22 protein-coding genes and 1 pseudogene are annotated in these 26,855 nt (G+C 30.1%); 2 read left to right on the top strand and 21 right to left on the bottom strand.

Features of this window, described 5'->3' with window-relative positions; all coding sequences use genetic code 11:
• Positions 1-2 precede the first annotated feature (2 nt).
• From ACWYN7_RS06775 to rplS, 13 genes and pseudogenes are all read right to left on the bottom strand, one after another.
• Positions 3-2,909 (bottom strand): PEP/pyruvate-binding domain-containing protein, encoded by a 2,907-nt coding sequence (locus tag ACWYN7_RS06775; RefSeq protein WP_462859101.1) that lies wholly within the window; start codon positions 2,907-2,909, stop codon positions 3-5.
• Positions 2,910-3,027: 118 nt separating this feature from the next.
• Positions 3,028-4,032, bottom strand: coding sequence for a DUF6695 family protein (locus tag ACWYN7_RS06770; RefSeq protein ID WP_462859100.1), 1,005 nt, complete (start codon positions 4,030-4,032; stop codon positions 3,028-3,030).
• A 3-nt stretch (positions 4,033-4,035) separates the two neighbouring features.
• The gene (locus ACWYN7_RS06765) at positions 4,036-4,278 is read right to left on the bottom strand and encodes a DUF6095 family protein (protein WP_462859099.1); all 243 of its coding nucleotides are present in this window, start codon (positions 4,276-4,278) and stop codon (positions 4,036-4,038) included.
• Entirely contained in the window at positions 4,275-5,087 is an 813-nt protein-coding gene (gene murQ, locus ACWYN7_RS06760; protein ID WP_462859098.1) for an N-acetylmuramic acid 6-phosphate etherase, read from the bottom strand. Before murQ ends, ACWYN7_RS06765 begins: the two co-directional genes overlap by 4 nt.
• 282 nt (positions 5,088-5,369) lie before the next feature.
• Positions 5,370-5,699 (bottom strand): annotated as a pseudogene (locus ACWYN7_RS06755) (hypothetical protein); the annotation flags it as partial.
• Positions 5,700-5,719: 20 nt separating this feature from the next.
• Positions 5,720-6,100, bottom strand: coding sequence for a DUF3800 domain-containing protein (locus ACWYN7_RS06750; protein WP_462859097.1), 381 nt, complete (start codon positions 6,098-6,100; stop codon positions 5,720-5,722).
• Positions 6,101-6,334: 234 nt separating this feature from the next.
• The gene (locus ACWYN7_RS06745; protein ID WP_462859096.1) at positions 6,335-7,165 is read right to left on the bottom strand and encodes a DUF4249 family protein; all 831 of its coding nucleotides are present in this window, start codon (positions 7,163-7,165) and stop codon (positions 6,335-6,337) included.
• A gap of 4 nt (positions 7,166-7,169) precedes the next feature.
• The gene (locus ACWYN7_RS06740; RefSeq protein WP_462859095.1) at positions 7,170-9,539 is read right to left on the bottom strand and encodes a TonB-dependent receptor; all 2,370 of its coding nucleotides are present in this window, start codon (positions 9,537-9,539) and stop codon (positions 7,170-7,172) included.
• Between the two features lie 97 nt (positions 9,540-9,636).
• The gene (locus ACWYN7_RS06735; protein WP_462859094.1) at positions 9,637-11,091 is read right to left on the bottom strand and encodes a TolC family protein; all 1,455 of its coding nucleotides are present in this window, start codon (positions 11,089-11,091) and stop codon (positions 9,637-9,639) included.
• A gap of 2 nt (positions 11,092-11,093) precedes the next feature.
• On the bottom strand, positions 11,094-12,461 hold the full coding sequence (locus ACWYN7_RS06730; RefSeq protein WP_462859093.1) for an ABC transporter permease: 1,368 nt from the start codon (positions 12,459-12,461) through the stop codon (positions 11,094-11,096).
• An 8-nt stretch (positions 12,462-12,469) separates the two neighbouring features.
• Positions 12,470-13,717: an efflux RND transporter periplasmic adaptor subunit gene (locus ACWYN7_RS06725; protein ID WP_462859092.1), complete on the bottom strand. Its 1,248-nt coding sequence runs from the start codon at positions 13,715-13,717 to the stop codon at positions 12,470-12,472.
• A gap of 96 nt (positions 13,718-13,813) precedes the next feature.
• Positions 13,814-16,033 carry an NADP-dependent isocitrate dehydrogenase gene (locus ACWYN7_RS06720; protein WP_462859090.1) on the bottom strand — a complete coding sequence of 740 codons (2,220 nt, stop codon included), beginning with the start codon at positions 16,031-16,033 and terminating at the stop codon, positions 13,814-13,816.
• An 802-nt stretch (positions 16,034-16,835) separates the two neighbouring features.
• Entirely contained in the window at positions 16,836-17,186 is a 351-nt protein-coding gene (gene rplS, locus ACWYN7_RS06715; protein WP_215993135.1) for a 50S ribosomal protein L19, read from the bottom strand.
• A gap of 255 nt (positions 17,187-17,441) precedes the next feature.
• Between rplS and ACWYN7_RS06710 the strand changes: the two genes are divergently transcribed.
• A complete protein-coding gene (locus ACWYN7_RS06710) occupies positions 17,442-18,131 on the top strand; it encodes a phosphatase PAP2 family protein (protein ID WP_462859089.1) in 690 nt (229 codons plus the stop codon).
• Positions 18,131-19,627 carry an ArnT family glycosyltransferase gene (locus ACWYN7_RS06705; protein WP_462859088.1) on the top strand — a complete coding sequence of 499 codons (1,497 nt, stop codon included), beginning with the start codon at positions 18,131-18,133 and terminating at the stop codon, positions 19,625-19,627. The genes ACWYN7_RS06710 and ACWYN7_RS06705 overlap by 1 nt, the downstream gene beginning before the upstream one ends.
• Here the strand turns inward: ACWYN7_RS06705 and ACWYN7_RS06700 are convergent.
• The 8 genes from ACWYN7_RS06700 to ACWYN7_RS06665 all read right to left on the bottom strand — a co-directional run bounded on the left by ACWYN7_RS06700 (position 19,602) and on the right by ACWYN7_RS06665 (position 26,838).
• A complete protein-coding gene (locus ACWYN7_RS06700) occupies positions 19,602-21,095 on the bottom strand; it encodes a glycosyltransferase family 39 protein (protein WP_462859087.1) in 1,494 nt (497 codons plus the stop codon). The genes ACWYN7_RS06705 and ACWYN7_RS06700 overlap by 26 nt on opposite strands.
• Positions 21,096-21,129: 34 nt before the next feature.
• Positions 21,130-21,804, bottom strand: a complete 675-nt coding sequence (gene trmD / locus ACWYN7_RS06695) for a tRNA (guanosine(37)-N1)-methyltransferase TrmD (RefSeq protein WP_405565854.1) — start codon at positions 21,802-21,804, stop codon at positions 21,130-21,132.
• 96 nt (positions 21,805-21,900) lie between these two features.
• On the bottom strand, positions 21,901-22,401 hold the full coding sequence (locus ACWYN7_RS06690; protein ID WP_462859086.1) for a hypothetical protein: 501 nt from the start codon (positions 22,399-22,401) through the stop codon (positions 21,901-21,903).
• Positions 22,402-22,420: 19 nt separating this feature from the next.
• Positions 22,421-23,239, bottom strand: a complete 819-nt coding sequence (locus tag ACWYN7_RS06685) for an AraC family transcriptional regulator (protein ID WP_462859085.1) — start codon at positions 23,237-23,239, stop codon at positions 22,421-22,423.
• A 113-nt stretch (positions 23,240-23,352) separates the two neighbouring features.
• A complete protein-coding gene (locus tag ACWYN7_RS06680; RefSeq protein WP_462859084.1) occupies positions 23,353-24,297 on the bottom strand; it encodes an SDR family oxidoreductase in 945 nt (314 codons plus the stop codon).
• A 288-nt stretch (positions 24,298-24,585) separates the two neighbouring features.
• Positions 24,586-25,536, bottom strand: coding sequence for a succinylglutamate desuccinylase/aspartoacylase family protein (locus ACWYN7_RS06675; protein WP_462859083.1), 951 nt, complete (start codon positions 25,534-25,536; stop codon positions 24,586-24,588).
• Complete coding sequence (gene rimK / locus ACWYN7_RS06670) at positions 25,526-26,401, bottom strand: 30S ribosomal protein S6--L-glutamate ligase (protein WP_462859082.1); 876 nt, start codon at positions 26,399-26,401, stop codon at positions 25,526-25,528. The genes ACWYN7_RS06675 and rimK overlap by 11 nt, the downstream gene beginning before the upstream one ends.
• Positions 26,398-26,838, bottom strand: a complete 441-nt coding sequence (locus tag ACWYN7_RS06665) for an ATP-dependent zinc protease family protein (protein ID WP_462859081.1) — start codon at positions 26,836-26,838, stop codon at positions 26,398-26,400. Before ACWYN7_RS06665 ends, rimK begins: the two co-directional genes overlap by 4 nt.
• Positions 26,839-26,855: the final 17 nt, after the last annotated feature.

Raw genomic sequence — 26,855 nt, 5'->3', positions numbered from 1 at the left:
AGTTATATTTTTTGGTTGATGTTAATTTTTTTTGAACTTGCTATTTTGGGAGTAATTGAATTTAAATACTCAGAACTTTTGGCTTGTTTGTTTTCTACAAATGGTCTTATTTGAAACAACCATAATTTATCATCTTTAAAACCGAATTCTACATCATAAGCCTGATTTTTATTTTCTGATTTTTCGCCTATTTTCTTTCTTACTTTTGATGCTATTTTTCTGATTTCATCTATATTATTAGTATTTAAAATTTCTTTATCAAAAGAGGTATAGTATTTTTTTGTGCCACCATAATTTGGCAAACGAATGTAATCTGCTTGTCTTGCAGGTGCTAAAAGGTAATTTTCTGTTTTGGTGATTAATCTTGTTTCTGCAGATTGGCCATCTACAGCACCACCTGCACCTCTAGAAAAAGCCACAGTTAAATCATTATCTGTACCAGCGTTAATTCCTTTGGTAATCATAACTCCAGAATAATCTACATCTACACTTGGTATAATTAAAATGGATGGATAGACGTTTTCAGGATTCAATAAGTATTTTTGTCTCCATTTAAAACTTCTTTCTGTATAAGCAGAAGCCCAAACACGTTTAATGCCTTGTAAAATTTTAGCTTCTTCTTTAATATTAAATAAAGTTAAATTTAAACCAGCACCTGTAAATTCTTTTAAATCTTCCATATTGGTATCACTTCTTAAAAACACAGGTACTTTACCCATATCATTTTTAAAAGCAGACTGAAAATTAGATTTTAAATCATTTACAAAACTGTTATCTAAATCAATATTTAAGATCGCTTTATGCAGTTTTTCTAAAGCAGTTAATACGTATTGCTCAACCATTTCATCAGAAGAACCATTTTTCTTTTTTGTAGATGCTTCTTTAAAAGTAGCATTTAAATATTCCCAATAAGTTTTGTTTTCATTGGGCATTTGCAAATTCATATGCGCCTTAAAAACACCAAAAGGGATAATTAAACCTTCTACAACTTGATCAGGAAAAAGTTGTTTTAGCTCACCTAAATTTGCAGCTTTTGGGCCACATAACTTTCCAGAATCAGTAGCATTAACAGCTTTCATATTAATCACTTTAGAAACATCTAAACGTATATCATCAACAGGTACTTCAATCCTATTTTTGCTACGTTCCACTTTTTCGAATAGTTTTTCTTCTTCATTGCTCATTTCATCTTCCTCTTTAAGAATCACATTTCCTTTATTAGAAACTGCATAAAAAACTTTTTTACCATTGTATTTTTTTAATGCGGATAAATTTTCGTTAGATAAAGCAGCATTTGGAATTCCTAAATTTCTTGCTAATAATTGAACGTGAGAAACTAGATTTCCTTCAGAAACGGTCATAATTCCTGCAACTGGTTTTAAATCTGAAGGCGGATTTTGAAAAATGTAAATCTTGTTGGTATTCACTTCAATTGCATCAGGATTACCATCAACCACCACCAATTCACCAAAGGCATAACCAGGATTTAATCCACGAATTGCACTTTGATTATCTATAGACATTACCTTATTGTTGATGTTAGAAATTTTGGCAACAAACGTACCTAATTTGCTCACAGTTTCTCCTAAACTTAGGGCAATGCTATTTCTAACTCTATCGTCTATAAACCCATAAGCCAAAGGCTCAAACTCGTTGTATTTTAAAACATTTTCATTGTAATTTGCTTTTATTAAAGAGGCACTCCATTCAACAATACTTCTAGATGTATTTAGCACATTGTTCAATTCTTCTATAGTGATGTTTTCTTGTTTCAGGCTATTTTTCAAGTTATTTTCAACTTGATCATATTCCCAGAACTCTAACAACCCAGCACCCAAAGAAGCACAAGTTAGCACCTCAATTTTATGAATAGTTTCTTCTAAATTTACGGTTTTCCAATTCTGAGTTTCTATCAACAAAACATTTTCTAATTGATTGCTAATGTCTAGTAATTTTAAACGGTCTTTGGCAGATTTAAACTCTAAAATAGTACCTCTAATATTCGCTAGAATACTGGCTGAATTTTCAACAATTTTTTTGGATGAATTGTTATCACTATAATAAGTAGAGAAGTTTTTAATTTCTTCTACAACCATTGCATTACCATTTAAACTAGCCACTTCTTTATCGATCTTTTTAAAATCTAAAGGAGCGTAAAATTGCTCCATAGTAACTACTAAATCTTTTAATTTTTTCTTTTCTTTAAGTGATAATTTACTGTCATTTTTCTGAATAAAATGCTCAACTAAATCAATGTCTGTTTTCTGCGGATTTCCGTGGATTTTAATTCTGATGTCCATAAAACTCGGAATTTCTTCAGCCAAAATTTTAGATTCACTTCTCATTAATTGACCAATATTGGTGTCTCCATGATGAGGAATATCTTTTAAGGCTTGACGAATTAAATAATAATGGGTTTTTAAAAAATCATCATCTTTTAATATGGTTTCAAAAAAATCTTTTCCCCAAGCTTCTTCGTCTTCAGATTGTATTGCACCCCTATAATATTGCCCTTTTCTTAAAATCCAACCATTATCGATACTCGCTAAATATTTACCAATTTGATATTGTTTTAACCTGCTGTAATTATGGTTGGCATCTAAAAAATCATTTGTTTTTGTAGCCGCTAAAATTTCACCAAAATATAAGTGATTTGTTTTTCTTAAATCTAAAGCAGATTGCTTAAAACTTGCGTGTTGAATACCATCAATATCATCAGGACAAGGATCTTTTGCATCTCTAATACTGCCATCTTTACAAAACCATTTTATTCTGTAATAAGGGCCTCTAATATCATTTTTATAAGTTTCAACAAGTTCTTTAAGTTGTGAAGTTGATTGCTCTTGTGCAAAAGAATTAGAACTGAATACAAAGAAAATTATAAGTATTTTAAGGATATTTTTTTTCATTTTTTAGTTGATTTACTCAAAGTTAGTTCTAATTTTTGAATAAAGTAACAAATGAAATCTATAGCGTTCAGATAATTTTTATATGAGTTAAAACTTTTTTTTTAACTTATATTTTACGCTATAAAGAAGGGTTTTTAATCGTAAAAATATATTCTACATTATTTTGTAGCACAACCATCTCTTGGCAGTTTGTTGGATACGTAAATTGATATTCTTTATCAACAGAAAAAGAATTATTATTAATACTAAATTGGCCCTCAAAATCTTTTATTCCAGTAGAATTATATCTGGCAATGAGGTAATTGTTTTTATCAATTTGTTTTTCGATATGAAACCAAGCACCACTTCCAATTCCTCCTAACCAAGTACCTTTTTCTAATTCAAAAATGGCTTTGTTCGGTTTTTCAGTTCCTATTAAATTGGGCTCCATATCAAATTTATTGAAGAAAGAATCTTTGTATTCTTTTAGAATAGACCTGTTTTTGTAATGTTTTATTTCTTGTTGGTAAACATGAAAAATAGTTTTATGAGTACTTGCTTTTATAACATTACCAATTGGGCTAGGAGTAAGTAAATTAGATGTCTTTAAATGTAGTTTTATTTTTTTGTTGGTTAATGATGCAATTAACGTATCCGTTACAAAACGAGCGCAATTGCTACCCTTTTTTACAAAAACACCATAAGGAATTTCTTTTTTTTTGATGAGTTCTTGTATAAATTGAAGCGCTAATTTATAATCAATATCTGTGTTTACAGTAGCTATTAATCGTCCATCTCCATGTGTTTTTTTAGGGTGCTTTTCCAACCAAAGTAAAACTTCTTTTAAGTTGATGAACTCCTCATTTTTAAATTCAGCTTTTATCGGTATTTCTAATTCAGGATCAGTTTCTTTGCATCGAACTCTACCATTTCCATAACTGGTAATATATCTGCCAAAATCATAATAATTGATTTCTGATTTTCCTTTTTCGAGCAACAATAATGCTGCATGTCCAGCTTGTACAGCGTGTTTGCTACCAATACCTAGTTTAGTCCAAAAATTGCTAAAAGGTTCCCAATATGCAGGTCTTACAACAGTATCTGGGTAAGAAAGAATTATAATTATGCCATTAGATGCAGACATATTTTATTTGGTAAATAAAGCACTTTGTATAACTTTAAACGTCTTAAAAGCAAAGTAAATCGCAAAAATTGTTAAGACGATTGCGAGTAATAATATTAAGTAAGACAAATATTCGTTAGGTGTATCTTCAAACTTTTTTAACGCTTTAAATCCCATTGTTAAAGAAATAGGAGCAGCTATAAAAAGGAATATTAAAATGCCTAAATATTTTAAACCTTTACCTAATAAATTTACATCTGTACTCATGAATTATAGTTTTTTATTGCATTTCTAACATTACCAAATTTAGCTAATAATTCTCCTGCTTTTTCTTGGTCGATGTTTAATTCTTTGGCTAACATTTTTTGTCCTCTTTCTACCAATTTATTGTTAGAGAGTTGCATATCAACCATTTTATTGCCTTTAATTTTTCCTAATTGAATCATAGTTGCTGTAGAAAGCATGTTTAATACTAATTTTTGTGCAGTACCAGCTTTCATTCTAGAGCTTCCAGTTACAAACTCAGGCCCTACTATTACTTCTACAGGAAACTGTGCTGTTAAAGACAAAGGACTGTTTTTGTTGCAAGAAATAGCACCAGTAATAATGTTATTGTCATTGCATTTTTCTAATGCTGCAATTACATAAGGCGTAGTTCCAGATGCAGCAATTCCTACGACAACATCTTTATCAGAAATGTGATGTGCTTGCAAATCGATCCAACCTTGGTTGGTAGAATCTTCTGCAAATTCAACCGCTTTTCTAATGGCAATATCTCCACCAGCAATTAAACCCACTACCAATTCGTGAGGCACTCCAAAAGTTGGTGGACATTCAGAAGCATCTACAATACCTAATCTGCCAGAAGTTCCTGCACCTATGTAAAACAGTCTTCCTCCATTTTTTAACTTCTGAACAATTTGTGCAGTTAAAGCTTCAATTTGTGGCAACGCTTTTTCTACGGCTAATGGCACAGTTTTGTCTTCCTTATTAATGTTACTTAATAATTCAGAAATAGACATTTTTTCTAAATGATTGTATTTTGAGTCTTGCTCGGTTGTTTTTGTAAAATCCATCAATCAAAAATACAGATTTCTATATAAAATTAGGTATTATTTTTTGGGCGTTTTAACGGGCTTTACACTGTATCTTTTTTTATGAAAAATAAAAAAAGGATGTCGTTTCAATCCCTAACGCAAAGCCGAGTTTATAAAATGAAATTAATTATTGTAAACGTTGTTGTGTATGATTTCGTACTTTGTTTTTTGGTTAATACATATATTATATGTATATTTGTACTCGGATTGGGCTTTACCCGGTCGGCATTTTTCCTCGGTCTTTACTGGGGATTTTGTTTTTTATGGGAATACCTTATAGCCAAATTTCTTCTTTTCAATTATATCATAAGCTCTGTTTACTTGTGTTGGCTTCAAATATTTCAAACCAATTGGTCTAGCTGTTAGGTCAGCTAATTGCAATCCACTAGAGTTTGTTTTTTTGTCTGAGATTAAAAATTTATATACCATTTTTCCAAAGTTTATATTCTTGTATCCAAACTGTTCATTATCTGTGCAAATTCTTAAAAACTCAAGTTCTAAATCTTTGTCTTCGTTATTTCCTCTTTTTACAAAAATTAAAGTAATTTCTTTTCCTTCTTGACCGTTGTATAATAATAGTTGGTTTAGCTTTTCTAAACCGAAACGTAAACCTAAATGATATGGATTAAAGGTTTATTGTATTTAGACATTAGTTTTCTTTTGTCAATAACGATAGGCACAATCTTAAAAGGTATGTCTTCGATAATTTTAGATAAGTCCGACATAAAGTTTTCTCTTAACTCTCTGTTAGTTCGTAAAAACTTAAAAGGCTCTTTAGTCTTTCTAATATCTATTTCGTGTAAAACTATTTGGTCGTGACCAAAATACTTGAATTTGAAACGTTGAAGTTCTGGAACTGCTTGTTCTATGTAATCCGATATTTTAAAACAACAAAAAGTCAAAACAAATATTGGGTAATTCTTGTCTACATTTTTCAATCCGTGGTCTCCTGATTCATCTACATAAACAATGTAGTCTCCTTTTTCTGTCATAAATTATAATCTGTATTGGTGTTTTTGTGATATAAAACACAACTATAGTATAAACATATGTTCCAAAAATATAAAACATTATTTACGTAAAAATACCATTATTACTAAATTAAGATATTTATGAACTAAAACATACCTACAAGGTTTTTAAACCTTGCAGGATAAATTTTAAATTAAGATATTCTTGGATTAAAAACATACCTACAAGGTTTTTGAAACCTTGCAGGATAAATTTTATTCGTTTTCTACTAAATCAATGGTAAATGTATCTGTTTCAGAAATATGAAAATAGCCCAAAGGAAAATTATCATCATTAGTAGTATTGATGATATTTCCTAACAATGAAGCTGGAACAGATTCGAAAGGACCTCCAGAATTTTGACCACTTTGACTAATTAACACCTCAAAATATGTGAAATATTCTTTTGTAATTCCGTGCATTTTTATAGTTACAGTAGTTGGTACTTCTATTTCATCTTCTTGATAAAAAGAGGAAAAATTATACAAAGAGCCATTAAAAAAACGATCGTCTAAAGCTAAAAATACATTGTTGGTATAATCTAATAGATAATAATTTTCGACAGTTTCATCATCTTGGAATTCTATTTTTAACTGAATTTCATCACCCGTAAATAAAGTTTCATCACCTTGAACTACAGATACAAAAGGTGTCGATTTTACTTTGGTAGCTTCTGCTTTGTAAGTCTCGTTTTCATAAATTACGGTAAGTTCGTAAGTAACATCATCTGCAGGGATAAAAGCAGAGGTAGGTGTGTAAGTTCCATCTGCATTGGCATCCGTAAAATTAACAATTGTATTGTTTGCTAAATTAGTTACAAAAACGGTGGCATTGGTTACTGGCGGAATTTCATCATCGAAATAATCTGCAGATAAACTCAGTTTTACAGCTGTGTTTGCTCTTACAGGATCTTCATCAAACAAAACCTCAAAAGTGGCATCAATTACTAATTTTGGAGCTATAGAAGGAACATCAACATCGATTACTTTTTCGCAATTTGCAAAAAAGAAACATATGAATATAGGTAGAATATAAATCTTTTTCATCTTCTTAAAATTTAAAATTATAGGTAACTGAAGGCACCATGCCAAAAATGGAAGTTTGTACAGCTTCATTTCGTAAGGTTTCTCTATTTTGACTAAAGTTGATAGAAGCCGCATTTTGACGACCGTAAACATTATAAATTCCAAAAACCCATTCTCCTTGCCATTTTCTATTTTTATTTTTTTCTGGTGTTAATGTGGCAGAAATATCTAATCTATGGTAGGCAGGCAGTCTGTCTGCATTTCTTCTATTATCATCATAAATAGGTACGTTTAAACCCTGAAATTCATATTGACCTACAGGATAATTGGTAGGTTGCCCAGTTTGAAATACAAAATTGGAGTTAAATTTCCATTTTTTGTTCAATTCGTAACTTCCATTTATAGAAAAATCGTGGGTTTTGTCATAAGGTGTGCTGTACCAATTTCCGTTGTTAATTCCAGGTTCAATGGCAGTTCTACCTTCAGTTTGCTGTTCAGATCTCGATAAAGTATAGGCAAACCAGCCTTTAAATTTACCTTCATTTTTTTTGATTAACAATTCTAAACCATAAGCTCTTGCTCGTCCGTTTAAAATAACAGTTTCAATTTCGTTATTTGCAATTAAATTTGCACCATTTATATAATCGATTCTGTTGTCTATGTCTTTGTAAAATGCTTCTGTTTCTATAGAATAATCGCCATCTTTTAACGCTTTAAAATAGCCCACAGCATATTGGTCTAATAGCTGAGGTTTAATGTATTTTCCACTTGGTGTCCAAACATCTAAAGGAGTAGGAGAAGAGGTGTTAGATAACAAATGTAAATATTGTACCATTCTGTTATAACTTGCTTTTAATGAGGTGTTATCATCTAAAACATAAGACACAGAAACTCTTGGTTCAAAATTACTGAAAGTTGCTATGGCATCACTTCTAGTGTAAGATGTTGTACCAATTGCTTCTGCAGATTCATATTTTTTGAATTGTTCATCATAAATAACAGGTTCATCATTTTCATAAATATTTAATTCATCTTGACCTAATCTTGTAAAATTGCTAAAACGTACCCCATATTGCAATCTGAATTTATCACTTATTTTATGCTCTGCATCCAAATAGACAGCAAATTCATTGGCATATTTGTCGATTAATTTTTCTTGCTGTATTCCAGAATCTTCTCTGTTTGGTTTTATTTCACCAGGATTAAATTTGGTGTAAATATTATTAATACCATAACTCAATTTTGTTTTTTCGCTGATGTAGTGATTAAAATCGTACTTTATGTTGTAATTGGTAATACCAGAATCCCAATCAAAACCAATAAAGTCTAAGGTTAATCCGTAGAAATAATCAGAATAAATTAGAGATAAATTAGAGAATAACTTATCAGAAAAAAGATGATTCCAACGTAAATTGGCAACTTGATTTCCGTAGGTGTTTACAAAACTATCGCTAATGCCAAAAACATCTTTACCAAAATAACCCGAAAAGAAAACGTTGTTCTTATCGTTAATTCTATAGTTTAATTTGGTGTTTAAATCGTAAAAATAAGCAGTATTATCATTACCAAAAAGAGGTAAAAATAAATGTGCATAAGAAGATCTACCACCAATTAAAAAAGAGATTTTTTCTTCTTGAATAGGGCCTTCAATCAGTAATCTACTAGAAACTAACCCAATACCTCCAGTAATATTAAAGTCTTTGCTATTTCCTTCTTTTTGATAAATATCTAAAACAGAAGATAAACGGCCTCCGTATTTTGCAGGGATTCCTCCTTTGAATAGTTTAACATCTTTAATTACATCCGGATTAAAAACAGAGAAAAATCCAAAAACGTGAGAAGAGTTAAAAACAACAGCCTCATCTAACAATATTAAGTTTTGATCTGCTGCACCACCTCTTACATTAAATCCAGAAGCGCCTTCTCCAGCACTAGTAACACCAGGTAATAGAATTAGAGATTTTATAATATCTGCTTCCCCTAAAACCACAGGAATTTCTTTAATAGTAGAAGCTGTAAGTTTGTTTACACTCATTTGTGGCGACCTTACATTTAGCTTTTCGATGTTACTTTCTATAATAACCTCTTCTAAACTTTCTGCTTCTTCTGTTAACTTAAAGTTTTTGGTAAGCTTTTTATTTAAGTTAATTTCTTCTAAAAGTGTTGTAAAACCTAGGTAGCTTACTTGTAATTTATATGTACCTTCTGGAATGGTTATGGAATAAAAACCATATTCGTTTGTGGTGGTTCCTGCATTTAATTCGGGGATGTAAATAGAAACTCCAATTAAAGTTTCGTTACTAGAATTATCATAAACAGTACCACTTACCGTAAATTTTTCTTGACTCCAAATTATGGAAGAGATGAAGAAAAATAGAATGTAGACTTTTTTCAAATTGTGTATTTTTTGTTTGATAAATAAAAAAATATATTAAACAAAAGTACAATTATAAAATTATAGTAGAAAGATAAAAAAACGTTAATAATGAATTTTAATCGTAGATAATATCTGCTACTTTAATTTTTTCGTTTTTAATAAAATCGTATAAAGTTAATCGTCTTAAGGTGTAGTAATCTGTCCAGAATTTTTCTAAAGAGTTTAAATAACTTAATACAGATCTGTCTTTTTCTTGCAATGCTAAGTTTAAATCGGTAATGGTAATTTTACCTAAAATGAATCTTTTTTTGGTAATGTCGTACCTACGAATGGCAATTTCTTGGGCTTTTTTAGCAGTTTCTAAAAAATTACGTTGGTTTTGCCAATTTAAAGTGTGTAAATAAATTTCTTGCTCAAATTCCTGTTCATCTTGTTCTACGTTTGTGTTTACCAAATCTTTATTTGCTTCAACTAATTTTCTACGAGATTTAGATACGCCCCAATCTAAAATAGGAATTCCTAGAGATAAAGAAACATTTTGTTGCTGATTGTAATTTTGAAACAAATCGTTAAATACATCACCTTGTTGCGATATTCCAAAATTGGCATTCAGTCTTAATTGCAGTCGGTTGCTCCCTTTAACTTCAGCTACATCTTGTTGTGCTTGCAATCTTCTTCGTCTAAATTCAATTACCGCTTTTCGATTCGATTTTGCTTCTGCCAAAGCTTTTTCTACTGTTACTGTAAATGTTGATAATTCTTTGGGTGTGTTTAGCAAAATATTTTCTGTATCTAAATCTAAATAACGCGATAAATTTTGTGAGGTTCTTTTAATGTTAATCTCATTAGTGGTGACTTCATTTTTAGAATTTAAAACCGACAATTCTATTTGTAGCAAATCGTTTTCTGCAATTTTACCCATTTTAAACCTTCCTTTCGAAATTTGAAATAAAGTATCTTGATTCGATAAATTCGATTTGGCAATTCTTGATTGTACTTGCGCTTTTAAAAGAGCAAAATATCTTCTGGTGGTATTTAAAGAAATATCTTCCATGCCCTCAATAAATTCTCTTTTTGCTTCTTCATAAAGTAAAGGTTCAATTTTTTTATCCCATTTAAATGCATTGTAGAATAAAGAATTTTGACGGTAATTGATCGAAAAAGGAATTACTGAAAATCGTGTGGCATCAGTAGTAAAAAGATCTACTCTTTCTATTTGAGAACTGAAGGATAATGTACCACCTGTAAATGCTAAATTCTGATTTAAAGATAAAACACCTTCTAATCTAGATTGATTGGTTTGCACAAAAATATCTTCACCTTGATCGTTTGTTAAACGATTGATGGAATTTGAGTACGAAGGTAAAGTGGCATCTAAACGCAATTGAGGTAAAAAACCAGCTTGGTAATTCCGAAATTGCCAATAACTAGCTTGGTTTTGATTGATTAATGCCTTGTATTCTGGAGATTTTTTTTGAGCAATTTCAATGGCTTCCTCCAACGTAATTTGCTGCTGACTATGCAAGGCAATGGTTAGTAAAAAGCAAAAAGTAATAAGAATTTTTTTCATAGTTATTCGTGTCTAATAGCTTCTATTGGGCTTTTATTTGCAGCAGATTTTGCGGGTGCTATTCCAAAAATTAATCCGATTAATGTAGCAACAAAAAAGGATAATAAAATAGAACTTACAGATAAAATAGTTTCTATGCCTGTACTTATCTCTAGAATATAGGAGGCAAATACGCCTAAGAAAATCCCTATAATTCCACCACCTATACTTACTAAAACAGATTCTGTTAAAAATTGAAGAATTACGTCTTCTTGTGTAGCACCAATAGCTCTAATAATTCCGATTTCTTTGGTACGTTCTAACACAGAAGCCAACATAATATTCATAATACCAATACCACCAATTAATAAAGAGATTCCTGCAATAATACTTAATACAATATTAAAAATTTGTTTTGTTTTTTGCTGTTGTTTTAATAACTGAATAGGAATCGAAATTTCGAAATCTAGCATGTCATTATGCCTTCTTTTTAGCATTCTATTCAACACATCTGCAGTTGCATTTAATTCAGTTGAATTGTTAACTTGAATGGTAAGTTTGTCTATTTGATGATAATTACCTCTTGGAATTTTCTTTTTCGGACCTTCTTGTCCGCCAATAATCATCACATTGCCTTCGGGTAAAGGTTTGTCGCTAATAATTTTGCGATCTTTATAACGCACTAAAAAAGTTGTAATAGGGATATACACATCTTGATTTAAATCGCGAATCCCTAAGTTTTCTTGGGCATTTTCTGAAATAAATTTTTCTTCGATAACTCCAATAACTTGCAACCAAACATCTTTTACTTTTATTTGTTTGCCAATGGCACTCTCGCCAGTAAAAAGCTTTTTTTCTATTTTTTTACCAATAATGCAAACAGGTAAAGAATTCTCTGTTTGAGCAGTAGAAAAGTTTTTACCACTTTCAATTTCTATGTTAGCAGTAGCAAAAAAATCTGAAGTAACTCCGATTAATTTAACAGGACTTTGCCTTCCTTTTTTTATCACATAAGTATCTAAAATAATTTCAGGACTTACGGTTTTAACAGAAGGTACAAGTTTTTTAATGCTATTAACATCTAAAATATCTAATCCTTTAGAAAATCGTTTGGGAGTAATACCTCCTCCAGCATCTTCTTCCTCTTCGTTTTCATCTTCAATTTCATCAGGTATGGGCGTAATTACAATATTATTTACGCCAACCAATTCTAATTGCGCTAAAATTTCTTTTTCTGCACCATTACCAATGGCTAACATGGTAATTACGGCTGCAACTCCAAAAATGATTCCTAACGATGTTAGTAAAGTTCTTACTTTATTGGCTAAAATAACACGAACAGCTTCACTAAAATTAGATTTTAGCTTTTCTATATAGATTTTATCAAACATAAAAAAAACTAGTTTAGTTTTGCTATTTGCTCCTTATCATAACCTTCTGGTTTGTTTAGGTATACTACATCATTTTCAGATAAACCTTCTGTAATTATTACAGAATCGTTATTAGAATCGCCTATTTTAACCTGTTTTTTGGTCACTGAAAATCCTGATTTCTTATACACGTAAGTAATAGAATCTTTAGAAAAAAGTGCTTCTAAAGGAATGCTTAACACATCTTTTTTCTCAAAAGTTAATATTTTGTTTGATGTTGTCATTCCTGGTCTAATATTATCATTAGAACCATTTAACTTTATTAAAACTTGAAAAACTTTAATATCTGAGCCACGTTTTTTTTCGCCTACATTGGCTACAGCTGTAACAATACCATCCATTTCTATATCAGGAAAAGCATCGAAACCAACTTTTACAGGAAGGTCTTTTTTTATTTTTCTGATATCTACCTCGTTTGCATAAGTTTTAGATTCCATTTTAGTTAAATCTGGTAAACTTGCAATGGTTGGGTTCCAGGGACTTATCGTTGATCCTACTGTTTTTTTAGTGCCATCCCAATTTTTATCGTAGGTAATCATTCCATTACCATCAGAATAAATGGTGAAAGATTTGAGTAGTTTTAATAAATCGTCTAATTTTTTTCTAGTTTTAGAAACTTGCGTACCCACTTCTACCATTTTAGCATTGGCTTGTCTCTTTTTTATTTTGTAGTTCTCTAGTTTTTCTTTTAAATCTCTTTCTGCTTTTTCTAGATTAATTTCTAGTTTTTTAATGGTTGCAGGTGGTTCGTAAATCGATTGTTTTAGTTCTAAAGAAGTTTCTTCCATACTAAAGCGTAAATCTTTTATGGCATTTCTTTCTTGTTTTAAAGTAAGTGTAGTGTCTAATTGTTGTTGGGTGTATTTAGAAATAGCAGTTTCTAGGTTCAATTGTTCGTCTAGAATTTGCTCGTTTACGCTGCTTGGGTCTAAACGCCCTACATAATCTCCTTTTTTTACAATAGTACCTTCAGCGACTAAATCTTGAATTTTAAGATTGTTTAATCTAAATTTTCTAAGGTTATCTGGACCTTTAATTTTTTTAAGACTTGTAGATTGAGCTTCACCAGAAGTAATTACTTCGCTTACAAAATTTCCTTTCTGAACTTGTGTAGTTAGATAAACTTTACCATCTGCATCCGGAGAAAAATAGCTATAAATAAAGTAAATTAAAACTAAGGAAATAACAGAGATAATGACAATTCGCTTTTTATTCATTTCAATTTTTTTGGAGAGAAAACCAAAGCTAATTAAAAAAGGAGTGCAAATTGCACTCCTTTTTGTTAATATTTTATCAAAATTTTTGTTAAAATTTTACGCTAAAATAGTATTAAGTAAAGCATTAGGTCTCATTGCATTTACAGTTAATTCTTCATTCGGTAAATAATACCCTTCAATATTTACTGGGCTACCTTGAATTTCATTTAATTGTGCAATAATTTTTGCTTCGTTTTCATTTAAAGCTGCAGAAATTGAAGTAAATTCTTCTTTTAATTCAGCATTTTTATCTTGATTGGCTAATCCTTCTGCCCAGTATTTTGCTAAATAGAAATGGCTTCCTCTGTTATCGATTTCACCAACTTTTCTTGATGGCGATTTGTCATTGTCTAAGAATTTATCAGTAGCATCATCTAGTGTTTCTGCCAAAACTAACGCTTTTTCATTGTCATTAGCATTTCCTAAATGCTCTAAAGAAACTGCTAATGCTAAAAACTCTCCTAAAGAATCCCAACGTAAGTGGTTTTCTTCTACAAATTGTTGTACGTGTTTTGGAGCAGAACCACCTGCACCAGTTTCAAACAAACCACCACCATTCATTAAAGGAACAATAGATAACATTTTTGCTGATGTACCTACTTCTAAAATTGGAAATAAATCTGTTAAATAATCACGTAAAACGTTACCAGAAACAGAAATAGTATCTTCACCTTTTACAATTCTTTCGCAAGTAAATATTGTAGCGTCAATTGGAGCTAAAATTCTAAGGTCTAAACCTTCTGTATCGTGATCTTTTAAATAAACATTTACTTTTTTAATGATTTCTGCATCGTGAGCTCTATTTTCATCTAACCAAAATACAGCAGGAGTTTCAGAAGCTCTAGCTCTAGTAACTGCTAATTTTACCCAATCTTGAATTGGTAAATCTTTAGTTTGGCACATTCTCCAAATATCACCTTCTTCTACTGTGTGCTCTATTAAAGTAGTTCCAGAGGTATCAGTTACAATTACTTTACCATCTGCAGTCATTTGAAAAGTTTTATCATGAGAACCATATTCTTCAGCTTTCTTAGCCATTAAACCAACATTAGGTACAGTACCCATTGTTGTAGGATCGAAAGCACCATTTTTTTTACAGAAATCGATAGTTGCAGCATAGATACCAGCATAAGAACTATCAGGAATAATGGCTTTTGTGTCTTGTAATTCTCCTTTAGCATTCCACATTTTACCAGAAGTTCTAATCATTGCTGGCATAGAAGCATCAATAATTACATCAGAAGGTACGTGTAAATTGGTAATCCCTTTATCAGAATTAACCATTGCCAAATCAGCATTTTTTTCTAAAATGGCATCAATATCCGCCAAAATTTCGGCTTTCTTTTCAGCAGGAAGTTCGTTTAAATTGCTTAATAAATTACCCAAACCATTGCTTACATCAACTCCAATTTCATCAAAAGTAGCTTCGTGTTTGTCAAACAATTCTTTAAAATAAGATTTTACAGCAAGACCAAAAATAATTGGATCAGAAACTTTCATCATGGTTGCTTTCATATGTAAAGAAAGCAATACCTCTTGTTCTTTAGCATCAGCAACTTGTTCGTCTAAGAACGCAACCAATGCTTTTTTACTCATAACAGTTGCATCTATAATTTCGCCATTTAATAAAGCTAAATTTTCTTTTAAGATTGTTTTAGTGCCATCTGTTGCTACGTGTACAATGTTAATACTAGTAGCAGTATCTATAGTTACCGATTTTTCGTTATGTGCAAAATCTCCTGCAGACATTGTGGCCACATGAGTTTTAGAATCTGAACTCCAAGCACCCATAGAATGTGGGTTTTTACGAGCATAGTTTTTAATGGCTTTAGGAGCCCTTCTGTCTGAGTTTCCTTCACGTAAAACAGGGTTTACAGCAGAACCTTTTACTTTGTTATATAGTGCTAACACTTTTTTATCCTCTTCGCTTACAACTTCTTCAGGATAATTAGGCAATGCGTAACCTAATTGTTGTAATTCTGCAATTGCCGCTTTTAATTGAGGTACAGAAGCACTAATATTTGGCAATTTTATAATATTTGCTTCTGGTTTTGTAGCTAAATTTCCTAAAAAAGCCAAAGCATCTTCTACTTTCTGTTCTTCAGTTAAATAGTCTGAAAAGTTGGCTAATATTCTAGCAGCTAAAGAAATATCTTTAACTTCTATTTCTATATTAGAAGATTTTGTAAAAGCTTTTACAATAGGTAAGAATGATCGGGTTGCTAAGGCTGGAGCTTCATCTGTCTTAGTGTATACAATTTTAGCTTTATTGCTCATTTTTAGATAAATTTTATTGGTTATTTTTCTTTTACGAAAATGATTTCGTAAAAAAAAGCGGAGCAAATTTATGAATTTATAATGATATTATTAATGATAAGTTATTATTAATTACTATGGTTTTATAAGTAATTAATAATAAATTGTAAGGATTATTGCGAATTTTTATTTGTAATGAAAATAAAAGCCATATCATACAATTTTTTGTATTGATATGGCTTCTTTAAAATAGTTCATGTACTGCATTTTATGGCAACAGAATCAAATAAAAGTTGGGTTTTAGATTTCAAATTTTAAGAGAAATTACCTTCACTATTTTAGTTTTTGAAACATTTTTAAAAATGATAAAAAGTATTTACTTTTCTAGTATTTATAAATGTTTCGGATTGCTTTTCTTTTAAGCTTTTTGCTATCAGGTTTCATTAGCCTTTTTAATTTTAATTAGCTTTTATAAAAAATATAATTTTTTGTTAGCTTCTAATTAACTTTAAAAATGAATGCTATTCTACTGAACTTTTTTCAATAAATTATATTTTACTGAAGCACATAAAGTTTAAATGATAAAACAATATTTATAAAGAACTTTATTTTAGAATTTACAGCAATTCATTTATTTACTTTATAGTAATCAATGGCTTCAATTGTAAATTCCGTAATAAATTTACTGGTATTTTATGAATATGAAAAATTATTAGACATAAACTAATTAACACGTTGTAAACCAGACTTATTAACAATTGTTAACAACAAAAAAGCATTGCGAATTTTCGCAATGCTTTTTAATCTTTTTATGTAAGAAGTATTATCTTCTTTTTTCGGTAATTCTAGCTTTTTTACCAGTAAGACCTCTAAAGTAGTAAATACGTGCTCTACGTACTTTACCTCTTTTGTTAACTTCAATTTTTTGAATAGAAGGTAAGTTTACAGGGAAAATTCTTTCTACACCTACTGTACCAGACATTTTTCTGATTGTAAATGTTTCAGAAGTACCAGCACCTCTTCTTTGAATAACAACTCCTCTAAAAAACTGAGTACGAGTTTTATTTCCTTCCTTAATTTCGTAATACACTGTAATAGTATCACCTGCAGCAAATTCTGCAAATTCTTTTTTGGTTACAAATTCGTCTTGAACAAATTTTACTAAAGATTCCATCTTTTATATTTTATAGTTTTCTAAAGCAACATTCACGATTCTCGTCAGAGGTTAGTTTAGCGAGTGCAAATTTATACAATTTTATTAAAATGCAACATTAAAAAAAGATTTATTTTGTATTAATTTTCATTGGTTTAGTTTTAAGAAATGGTTGTGTAAGAGAAGATTATCTCTCATTACTTTATCAAATTTTAAAGTTGCCATAATATTACAGTTACAATGCTGCCCTAGTTTTGAGTAATTAATAAAATTACTATGCAACAAACTGTAACGATCTCTAATAAATCATCAAACAAAATATTTTCTTTACTTTTTAAAGTACAAAGTAGATTAGTGGCAAATGTAATGGTGGTAAAAAGAGAGGTGTTTTTTATTTATTCTTTATTTTTTGCGGCTTCCATTATTTTTATTTCAATTTTTAATAAGTATGTTTTGCATTTAAAAATAAATCAATTTCATACTTCTTTTTTTGATGTCTTTTTTAAATATTCTACGTTTTTGGGTGATGGTGCTGTATTTGCAGTTTTGGCAGTTGTGTTCTTATTTATAAAACGAAAAATGTTTTATGTTTTTGTAGTTAGTGGCGTGTTAACTTTATTAATTACGCATTTGTTTAAAAAAATCTTATTCAAAGGAATTTTAAGACCAGCAGCAGCTCTAAGTGATGAAACTTTGCATTTGGTAGATGGCGTAAAAATGGCAATGTTAAATTCTTTTCCTTCTGGGCATACCACTACAGCTTTTGCAATTTTTACCATTTTGTGTTTGTATTTCGCAAAGTGCAAATCGCAATATTTATGGGTTTCTTTGGCCATTATTGCAGGTTTATCTCGAGTATATTTATCTCAGCATTTTTTAATAGACATCTTTTTTGGCTCATTTATAGGCATCATAATAGGTATTGCAAGTATGTCTATATTTTGCAAAGCAAATAAAGTGAGTTAATGCAAAAATCGTACAAAAATTATGCATTGCTTTTAATTGCAATTAGTGCACTATTTAGAATATTTTGGGCTAGTCAACTTGAATTTGGTAATGATGAAGTATATTATTGGTTGTATGCAAAATATCCAGACATTAGTCATTTTGATCATCCAGGAATGGTTGGTTTTTTTATACAATTGTTTACGTTCAATCTTTTTTTTGATGCGGAGATTGCCATTCGATTAGCTTCAATTCTGCCCATTAGTTTGGCGATGTATGTGCTGTTTTTAATTGGTAAATATATTAAAGACGAATTTGTCGGTTTTTTAAGTGTTCTATTATTCAACATCAGTATTTACGGATTAATAATTTCTGGTACTTTTATTTTACCAGATGCACCAATGGTTTTGTTTTGGTTGTTAAGTGTTTATTTTTTGATACAAGTGTTACCAAAATCACCAGAAAAAGCCCATACATTAAAACTTATTTTAGGCTTTCTTTGTATAGGTTTGGCTGTGTATTCTAAATATCAGGCAATTTATTTATTGGTAGGTGTTTGCTTGTTTGTGCTTTTTTTTAATAGAAAATGGTTGCAGAAAATACAGTTTTATTTGGCTTTTATTTTTCCTATTTGTGCTCTTTTGCTGATTTTTTATTGGAACTTCCAAAACGATTTTATCAGTTATAAATTCCATAATAATCGAGTTTCATTTTTTAGTTTATCTTTAAATAAAGATTCTTTTTTAAGAGAAATTTTAGGGCAATTGGTTTACAATAATCCTTATGTATTTGTTTCTATTATTCTAATGATTATTGCCATGGTTAAAAAGAAATTTCAATTTAATACCCAAATAACCAGCTTTTTTTTGCTGTTTTCATTGCCACTAATTGCCACTACAATTTACCTTTCTATTTCTAGAGATACTTTACCTCATTGGTCTGGAGTGTCTTATTTAACCTTAATGCCTTTGTTGGCCGTTTTTATTTCGAATCAAAAAAACATCCAAAGAAATTTAATTCGAGGTTTTTGTTTTTTGTTGCTATTACTAAGTTTTGTAACCTTAGAAATTAATAATGGTTGGTTTTTACCCGCATCAAAATCAGAAAAAAAAGAAAGGTTAGGAAAGAATGATGCTTTAATGGATTTATATGGTTGGCAACAAGCTTCCCAAAAAGTAAGTAAAGTTTTAATTGATCATCAATTAACGCATTTGCCAATTGTATCTGAAAAATGGTTTCCAGCAGCACACATCGATTATTATATAGCCAGACCAAATAATATGTTGGTTTATGGAGTGGGTGAGTTGCCAGCAATTCATAAATATTATTGGATTAATAATAAACATCCGAAATTAAATGACCAAAAAGTCCTGTACATTACAGACAGTAGAAATTATAAAAATCCTGAAGAAATTTTTACACAATTTGATGAATTTCAGCTTGTAGAAACCATTGAGATTACCAGAAATACAAAAGCTGTAAAAAATGTTTTTATTTATGTGATGTTAAAGCATTAGCCTTATAATTTTCGCAATAAAATACCCAATATTTACGAATTTCTTTGCCATTTCTATTGATGATAATTGGGGTTAGTTCTGTTACTTTATCAAAATAATGATCAATTTTTGGATGATTTTCGCCTTTTTTATCTTTGTTTTCAAAACGTTTGTCAGAATCTATAAAAATGGCATTTTTTCCATTTAAGGTCGATAAATCATCACCCAAATAATCGAAATGTAAAGCAGGCAAACCAATGATGTTTTGTGCATACACTTTATCATCCATATAAAAATTTAAACAAGCCGAAGTTTTGTAATTATCATCAGAAAAAACAAAAGTATTGGTATATTTTTCTTGTAATTTTTCGGTTTCTATGGCCAATTCTTTCCAACCTACCCAAGTATCATCGCTTTTAATGGGTACTAAATAAAACAAAATTTGCAGGGCAATTAAAACATGAAAAACAACAGAAAAAATAACTTGAATTTTTAGCAATTTTTTGTTGATGAACATTCCTGCCAAAATAATTCCGGTAATGTAAGATGGCATCATCCAGTTTAGTTTTACCCAATAAATAGGGGTTAAACTAAAGAAACCAACAAAAGTTGGGATAAAAAATGCCAGTAAAAATAAGGTTTTGGCTGCTGGCAATTTAAATTTTAAAAGGGCTCTTTTTATAAATTTAAAAGTAAATGTGATAAACACCAAAAACAAAACAGGTAGTAATAAAAATAGTTGATGCCCAATTGCCCCAAAGAAAAAACCAGGATTCAATTTAAATTCTGAAATAGAACTGGTTCTTTCTGAAGATTGAAAAGCAAAAGAAGCAAATTCGTTTTGATAGTTCCAATACCAAACAGGAAAAGTGATTGCCACAGAAATGATTAAGCTCAACCAAAACCAAGGAGAAAGTAAAAGTTTTCTGTGTTTGTTCGAAAAAATTACAAATAAAATTAATCCGATTTGTAAAACTAAAGCTGTGTATTTGCTGTTAAAAGCGAGTCCCATTGCAATTCCGCCAAGAATCCAGTAGGCTTTTTTGTTGTCGAAAATTGCTTTGTATAAACAGATGATGCTCCATGTCCAGAATAATAATAAGGGTACATCTGGTGTAGAATTAAAAGATAAAATAGAAATAAATAGGGTAGAAGCTAGTAAAACAATGGCATTTTCTACTTTTTGTTTGGATAAAAAGTAAGACGCCAATTTGTAAAAACTGAATAAGGTTAAAGACGTAATTACAAAATCTGTAAGTTTTACTACAAACACAGTTTGCCCAAAAATGTCTGTAAAAAACCGTAAACAATAACCTATCATTCCTGGATGATCGAAATAAGATAAAGACAAATTCTGACCATATAAATAATAGTAAGCATCTTGTGGCATTAATCCCATATATGGGAGTAAAATCAATCGAAATAATTGAAATCCTAAAACCCAAGAAATGGCTTTGTTATTTTTTATGAAGCTTGTTATTGTATTCAAAAGGGCTTGTTTTTTATAAAACCTGAAATGTCTATTAATCTATTAAATCTGGTCTAATCTCTTCTGTTCTTTTGTAAGCTTGTTCGCTTCTCCAATCATCAATTTTAGGAAAATTACCCGATAATAAAACTTCAGGAACTTTCATACCTTCATAATCTGCAGGTCTTGTATAAACAGGAGGTGATAATAAATTGTCTTGAAAAGAATCTGTAAGGGCAGATTGTTCATCACCAATAACCCCAGGAATTAAACGCACAACAGCATCAACCAAAACTGCTGCAGCCAATTCGCCACCAGTTAAAACATAATCACCAATAGAAATTTCTTTGGTAATGTATTTGTCTCTAATTCTTTGATCTACACCTTTATAATGCCCTGTAAGAATTAAAATATTTTCTTTTAACGATAGTGTGTTTGCTGTACTTTGATTTAGTGTTTTTGCATCTGGAGTCATATAAATAATTTCATCATACGTTCTCTCTGCTTGTAAATCTTTGATACAATTGGCAATTGGTTCTATCATTAAAACCATACCTGCACCACCACCAAATTGGGTGTCGTCTATTTGTTTGTAATTGCCCAAACCGTATTTACGTAAATCGTGAATTACAATTTTTGCCAAACCTTTTTCTTGCGCCCTTTTTACAATAGAATGATTAAAAGGACTTTCTAATAAATTTGGTGCAACTGAAATAATATCTATTCGCATATTGCAAATGTAGGATATTTAAATAGTTTTAAAAATATGCTTCTTTAAAGTTTAAGAAAGTTTGGTTATCGAAAAACAGCATCAACCAAAATATTTTTATTTTTTTATGGATATTAATTGTTGATGATAATTTACAATTCTAGCATTGGCATTATTATCAACCAATAAAATTACAACAAGCATTGCAATGGTTGTGGTACTTATGGCACGCCAAATTGGTTTATCAAAAAAAATGATGCATAAGGCTGCAATGATAATCATTATCGGAATTACTTTAAAAACAATGAGTTTATACTCGCCCATAGATTTTTCTGCTCTAACAATTTCCGATTTGACAAAGGCAGAAGCATCAGTATTGTAATCTTCTGTAAAAGTTTTAATTCTTGTGGTGTTTGCATACAGTAAACCAACACCCACTGTTAAGATTAAAATGCCTGCAACTAAAGTTGGATAAATAAATGCTTTAGCAATTTCTGTTTTGCCTAGTTGCCAAAAACCTATGGTTGCTAAAAGAAAAAGAATCCCGAAAAAGATGAAAAATTTAGACGAAAAAACTTCATCTTTTGCCCATTCTGTAGCTAGTTTTAAAATGTCCATTATGTAAAATTTATTTTGTTTAATAATTGTTGTTGGCCAATGTACTTGGATTGTATCCAAAGGCTTTTTTAAAAGCAAAAGAAAAATGAGAAAGGTTTTCAAAACCAACTGATAAATACACATCAGAAGTTTTTAGTTTTTCTGCATTTAGTTTATAATGAGCTAAATTCAGTCTTTTTTCAGTTAACCATTTGCCAGGTGTATTTTTAAAAATCTTTTTGAAATCAGATTTAAAAGTGGTGAGACTTCTGCCTGTTAATGCAGCAAATTTTTCTAACGGAAGATTGTACATATAATGCTCTTCCATGTAATTTTTTAAGTCGATTTTACCCATTTCGCTAAAAGTGCCTAAAACCGCACTTGCTCTTTTGTCTGCAGCATCTATAATAGTTAAGGCTTCTAGAATTTTAATGTCTACAAGAGGTGCAGGCAATTCGTCTTGCATTTCAAAATAAGGCAATAAAGAACTAAAATAACTTTTTAATAACGTGTTCGATTTTACAGGTCTTTCTTTTAATGCATTTTCGCTCCAAGTTTCTAAAACAGTTCTATTTGCATAAAATTCGCGCAAGTTTTTTTCAGGAATTGCCATGGATAAACATTTAAAAGGTTGCCCATCAATTGGTTTTTTAATACTTCTAGACAATTGATTTTTAGGAACCAAAATAGTATCACCTTCCACAAAATTCACAGTATTTTTTCCGTAAGTAATTTCTAATTCACCAGAATAAATAAAGGCTATAATATGTTGATGATATACGTTTTCCCAGGTGTATTCTTTATCAATTTTACAGGTCATAAAAACCTTGCCTTTTTCAGTTGTTTCAATAGCTTCCATAAATGTGCAAGATAAGATTATTGATTACTACTTGTTCTTTAACCTCTAAATTACTAATAAATTTCACAGTTTTATCAGTAAAAAATAATTTAGAGTTTTAATTTTAAATTGATTTACAACGTAAATTTTTGTTGAGTTGCTTTTTCTGAAACTGTCCATAATTTTGATGCAATTTCGCTATCGTAAACAAAAGATTCTACTTCGCACTCACCTACAGGACCTGTCCAATTATTTCTTCCTGTTGGTCCATAATAGGCTTTTTGTTTTAAGTCTTTTTCTGTAGCACACATTAATTCTGGATAAGCTCCTTTTTCTGCAGATTGTACAATGGGTAAATTAGAAAGAATAGACCACGTAATTCTGGTAATTAAAGGTGCATCTTTTTTAATTAAAGATGTTTTTGATGCTCCTGGATGACAAACATATACCTTTACGTCTTTGTTTGCTTCTTTAATTCTGTTTTGCAGTTCGTATGCAAACATAATTTGAGCTAATTTACTGTGGCAATATGTGTTGTTTGGATGATAGTTTTTATCAAAATTCATATCATTAAACTGAATGGTTTTTAATCCCATTTTATAACCTTCACTACCAACCACTACAATTCTACCTTTTGATGCTTCAACTTTATCAAAAAGAAGAGAGATTAATAAAAAATGCCCATAATGATTGATGCCTAATTGGCTTTCAAATCCGTCTAAAGTAAATTCTTGTTTTGCCAATTGAGCAACAGCAGCATTGCAAAGTAAAGCATCAATTTTTGGCAGTGTTTTTAAGATTTCTTTAGCCGCATTTCTTACAGAAGAAAGTGATGCTAAATCCATTTTTATAAAGGATACGTTTGCATTTGCACCAAATTCAGATTTAAGTTCGTTGATTGCTGCAATTGATTTTTGTTCATTTCTATTTAACATTACAACTTCTGCGCCTTTGCTTAATAATATTTTTGAAGCTTCGAAACCTGCACCTGCATTAGCGCCAGTTATAACAAATGTTTTATCTTTTAAATTTTCGATTCTATCAGGTGTCCAACCTTGTTTACCAAATTGATTACTCATTTTTATTTTATTTAGATTTTATACTTTTTTTATTTTGGTACAAAGATCTAAAGGAATTTAAGTAAAAATTTTGTTTAAAAGTCTTTTTATGTTTGTTAAAAAGTTTCGTGTATGTATTTTTTTATTTTGTAATGAATTCGAAATACAATATTTTTTTATTGAATAGGCTTCAAATTATCAATTTTATTAAATTATCTCTTTAGATGATTTTATGTATCAAAAATGAAAAAAAGCGAATAATAAAAAGTAGTTTTTCATAGCTGTTTTTTTATTTTAAATAGGTTTTTTTTAATCTTCCATACTAACGTGAAATATAGCATCACCTTTGTTTACAATTGGGGTTTTATTAATACAAAATACATAACCATTATGAGGAGCATAAACTCTTTTTTTAAACTCTCCAAAAGGATCTTGTATTACACCTAAAATGTCTTTCTTTTTTACATAACTTCCATTTTTAACCATTACCTTAAGCATGCCAGAATGCAAAGCTCGCAACCATTTCGATTTTTTTACATAAATAGGTGTTTCTCTTACAGTTATTTCTCCTTCAATTAAACCTAAGTGAATCAGTACGTTTTTAGTTCCATTTACACCTTCGTTAATTACTGTAGGGTCTAATTCTTTGGTTTTTCCGCCTTCGAATAATAAAACAGTTTTACCCATTTTATGTAAAGTTTCTCTTAGAGATTTTACAATATTATTGGAATACATAATAATTGGCGGATTAAATATTTTTGCCAATTCTAATCCTTTGTCATCATCTTTGTTACAACGAATTTGAGGAACATTATCACGTTGATCTCCTCCAGTATGAAAATCGATTACATAATCTACAAAAGGAGCAACTTCGTTGATAAATTGATAAGCAAATTGGCTGGCTAAAGAACCTTTGCTAGAACCTGGAAAAACTCGATTTAAATCTCTACCATCAGGGAATTCTCTAGTTTGCATTAGATAACCAAAAATATTAAAAACAGGCAAACAGATAATAGTTCCGTTTTTAGGTTTGTTTAATTTCTGATTTATAATTTCTCTGATGATGCCAACACCATTTGTTTCATCACCATGAATACCTGCCATTAATAAAACTACAGGCCCAGGATTTTTAGAACGCTCAATAATTAACGGAACTTTTATGGTAGTTCTTGTATGTAATTTAGCAACCTCTAAATCTAAAACAGTACGTTTTCCTTCAGGAATAACTTCTCCTAAAAGTACAAAAGGGTTATTCTGCATGTATTTCTAAATATCTAATAATTTCTTTGGCAATATTTTTTCCTGTGGCAACTTCTATACCTTCTAAACCAGGAGAAGAGTTTACTTCTAAAACTAAAGGTCCTTTAGAAGATTGTAACATATCTACACCAGCAATACCTAAACCTAAAGCTTTGGTTGCTTTTAGTGCCGTTTTTTCTTCTTCGTCTGTTAATTCAATTACTGTTGCATTACCACCTCTGTGTAAATTAGAACGAAATTCGCCTTCTTTACCTTGACGTTTCATAGCGCCAATTACTTTACCATCAACCACAAATGCTCTAATATCTGCACCACCAGCTTCTTTAATAAATTGTTGAGCAATAACTCTTGCACCCAAACCATTAAAAGCCTCTAAAACTGAAGTTGCTGCATTTTTTGTTTCTGCTAAAACAACACCTAAACCTTGTGTACCTTCTAATAATTTTAATACTAATGGAGCACCACCAACAGAATCTACAACATGCTCTACATCTTTTGTATAGTTTGTAAAAACGGTTTTTGGTAAACCAACTCCAGCTCTTGCTAAAATTTGTAAACTGCTTAATTTATCTCTAGACCTGGTTAATGCTTGTGAGGTTACAGAAGTAAAAACTTTCATCATTTCGAACTGACGAATTACAGCTGTTCCGTAAAAAGTAACAGAAGCTCCAATTCTTGGTATAATGGCATCTATATCTGTAATATATTCTCCTTTATAATAGATTTTAGGCGATTTTTTTTCAATCTCAATGTTACATTTTAAATGATCTACCACAAAAACCTCATGTTTACGTTTTATAGCGGCTTCAACCAATCTTTTTGTAGAATATAATTTTGGGTTTCTAGATAGTATAACTATTCTCATTTAGTAGGATATTTTAATTTAAAAGATAGGTTTTTTTTAATTGGATCGATTACAAATTTCGTGTTTAGAAATTTTCTTCCCAATAATATAGGAAATTTCATGTCTTTTCGTTCGCTTAATGTTAAATATATAGAAAAAGTAGCATTAAAGATAAAGATTTCTGTTTGTATCATAAATCTTTTTTCTGCAATACCATTAGAGCTTTTTACCATTTTAGAAGTATACTCTTTTGTTCTAAACACTTTGTTATTATATAAAGGATGTTCTTTATCTAATAAAACAAACTCTAAATAATTTTCATTATTTAGGGTTATTTCTTTAAAATTTGCGCAATGTATTGAAGAAGTGTAAGCACCAGAATCTATTTTAACATCGATATCTGTTAAAGATAATTTAGGAAAATCGGCTTTATCAACTCTACCAATTGTAATTTTCATATGATTAAATAATAAAG

The organism is Polaribacter sp. M10 (assembly GCF_054968445.1).
Note: the sequence above shows the minus strand (reverse complement) of the source record. Positions and strands in the feature narration are given on the sequence as shown.

Coding starts and splice junctions, on each gene's coding strand:
- rimK (WP_462859082.1), bottom strand. CDS start 26,401: ATGAGAATAGTTATACTATCTAGAAACCCAAAATTATATTCTACAAAA.
- murQ (WP_462859098.1), bottom strand. CDS start 5,087: ATGGATTTTACAAAAACAACCGAGCAAGACTCAAAATACAATCATTTA.
- ACWYN7_RS06750 (WP_462859097.1), bottom strand. CDS start 6,100: ATGACAGAAAAAGGAGACTACATTGTTTATGTAGATGAATCAGGAGAC.
- ACWYN7_RS06730 (WP_462859093.1), bottom strand. CDS start 12,461: ATGTTTGATAAAATCTATATAGAAAAGCTAAAATCTAATTTTAGTGAA.
- ACWYN7_RS06705 (WP_462859088.1), top strand. CDS start 18,131: ATGCAAAAATCGTACAAAAATTATGCATTGCTTTTAATTGCAATTAGT.
- ACWYN7_RS06680 (WP_462859084.1), bottom strand. CDS start 24,297: ATGAGTAATCAATTTGGTAAACAAGGTTGGACACCTGATAGAATCGAA.
- trmD (WP_405565854.1), bottom strand. CDS start 21,804: ATGCGAATAGATATTATTTCAGTTGCACCAAATTTATTAGAAAGTCCT.
- ACWYN7_RS06770 (WP_462859100.1), bottom strand. CDS start 4,032: ATGTCTGCATCTAATGGCATAATTATAATTCTTTCTTACCCAGATACT.
- rplS (WP_215993135.1), bottom strand. CDS start 17,186: ATGGAATCTTTAGTAAAATTTGTTCAAGACGAATTTGTAACCAAAAAA.
- ACWYN7_RS06710 (WP_462859089.1), top strand. CDS start 17,442: ATGCAACAAACTGTAACGATCTCTAATAAATCATCAAACAAAATATTT.
- ACWYN7_RS06690 (WP_462859086.1), bottom strand. CDS start 22,401: ATGGACATTTTAAAACTAGCTACAGAATGGGCAAAAGATGAAGTTTTT.
- ACWYN7_RS06735 (WP_462859094.1), bottom strand. CDS start 11,091: ATGAAAAAAATTCTTATTACTTTTTGCTTTTTACTAACCATTGCCTTG.
- ACWYN7_RS06665 (WP_462859081.1), bottom strand. CDS start 26,838: ATGAAAATTACAATTGGTAGAGTTGATAAAGCCGATTTTCCTAAATTA.
- ACWYN7_RS06685 (WP_462859085.1), bottom strand. CDS start 23,239: ATGGAAGCTATTGAAACAACTGAAAAAGGCAAGGTTTTTATGACCTGT.
- ACWYN7_RS06725 (WP_462859092.1), bottom strand. CDS start 13,717: ATGAATAAAAAGCGAATTGTCATTATCTCTGTTATTTCCTTAGTTTTA.
- ACWYN7_RS06745 (WP_462859096.1), bottom strand. CDS start 7,165: ATGAAAAAGATTTATATTCTACCTATATTCATATGTTTCTTTTTTGCA.
- ACWYN7_RS06775 (WP_462859101.1), bottom strand. CDS start 2,909: ATGAAAAAAAATATCCTTAAAATACTTATAATTTTCTTTGTATTCAGT.
- ACWYN7_RS06720 (WP_462859090.1), bottom strand. CDS start 16,033: ATGAGCAATAAAGCTAAAATTGTATACACTAAGACAGATGAAGCTCCA.
- ACWYN7_RS06675 (WP_462859083.1), bottom strand. CDS start 25,536: ATGCAGAATAACCCTTTTGTACTTTTAGGAGAAGTTATTCCTGAAGGA.
- ACWYN7_RS06765 (WP_462859099.1), bottom strand. CDS start 4,278: ATGAGTACAGATGTAAATTTATTAGGTAAAGGTTTAAAATATTTAGGC.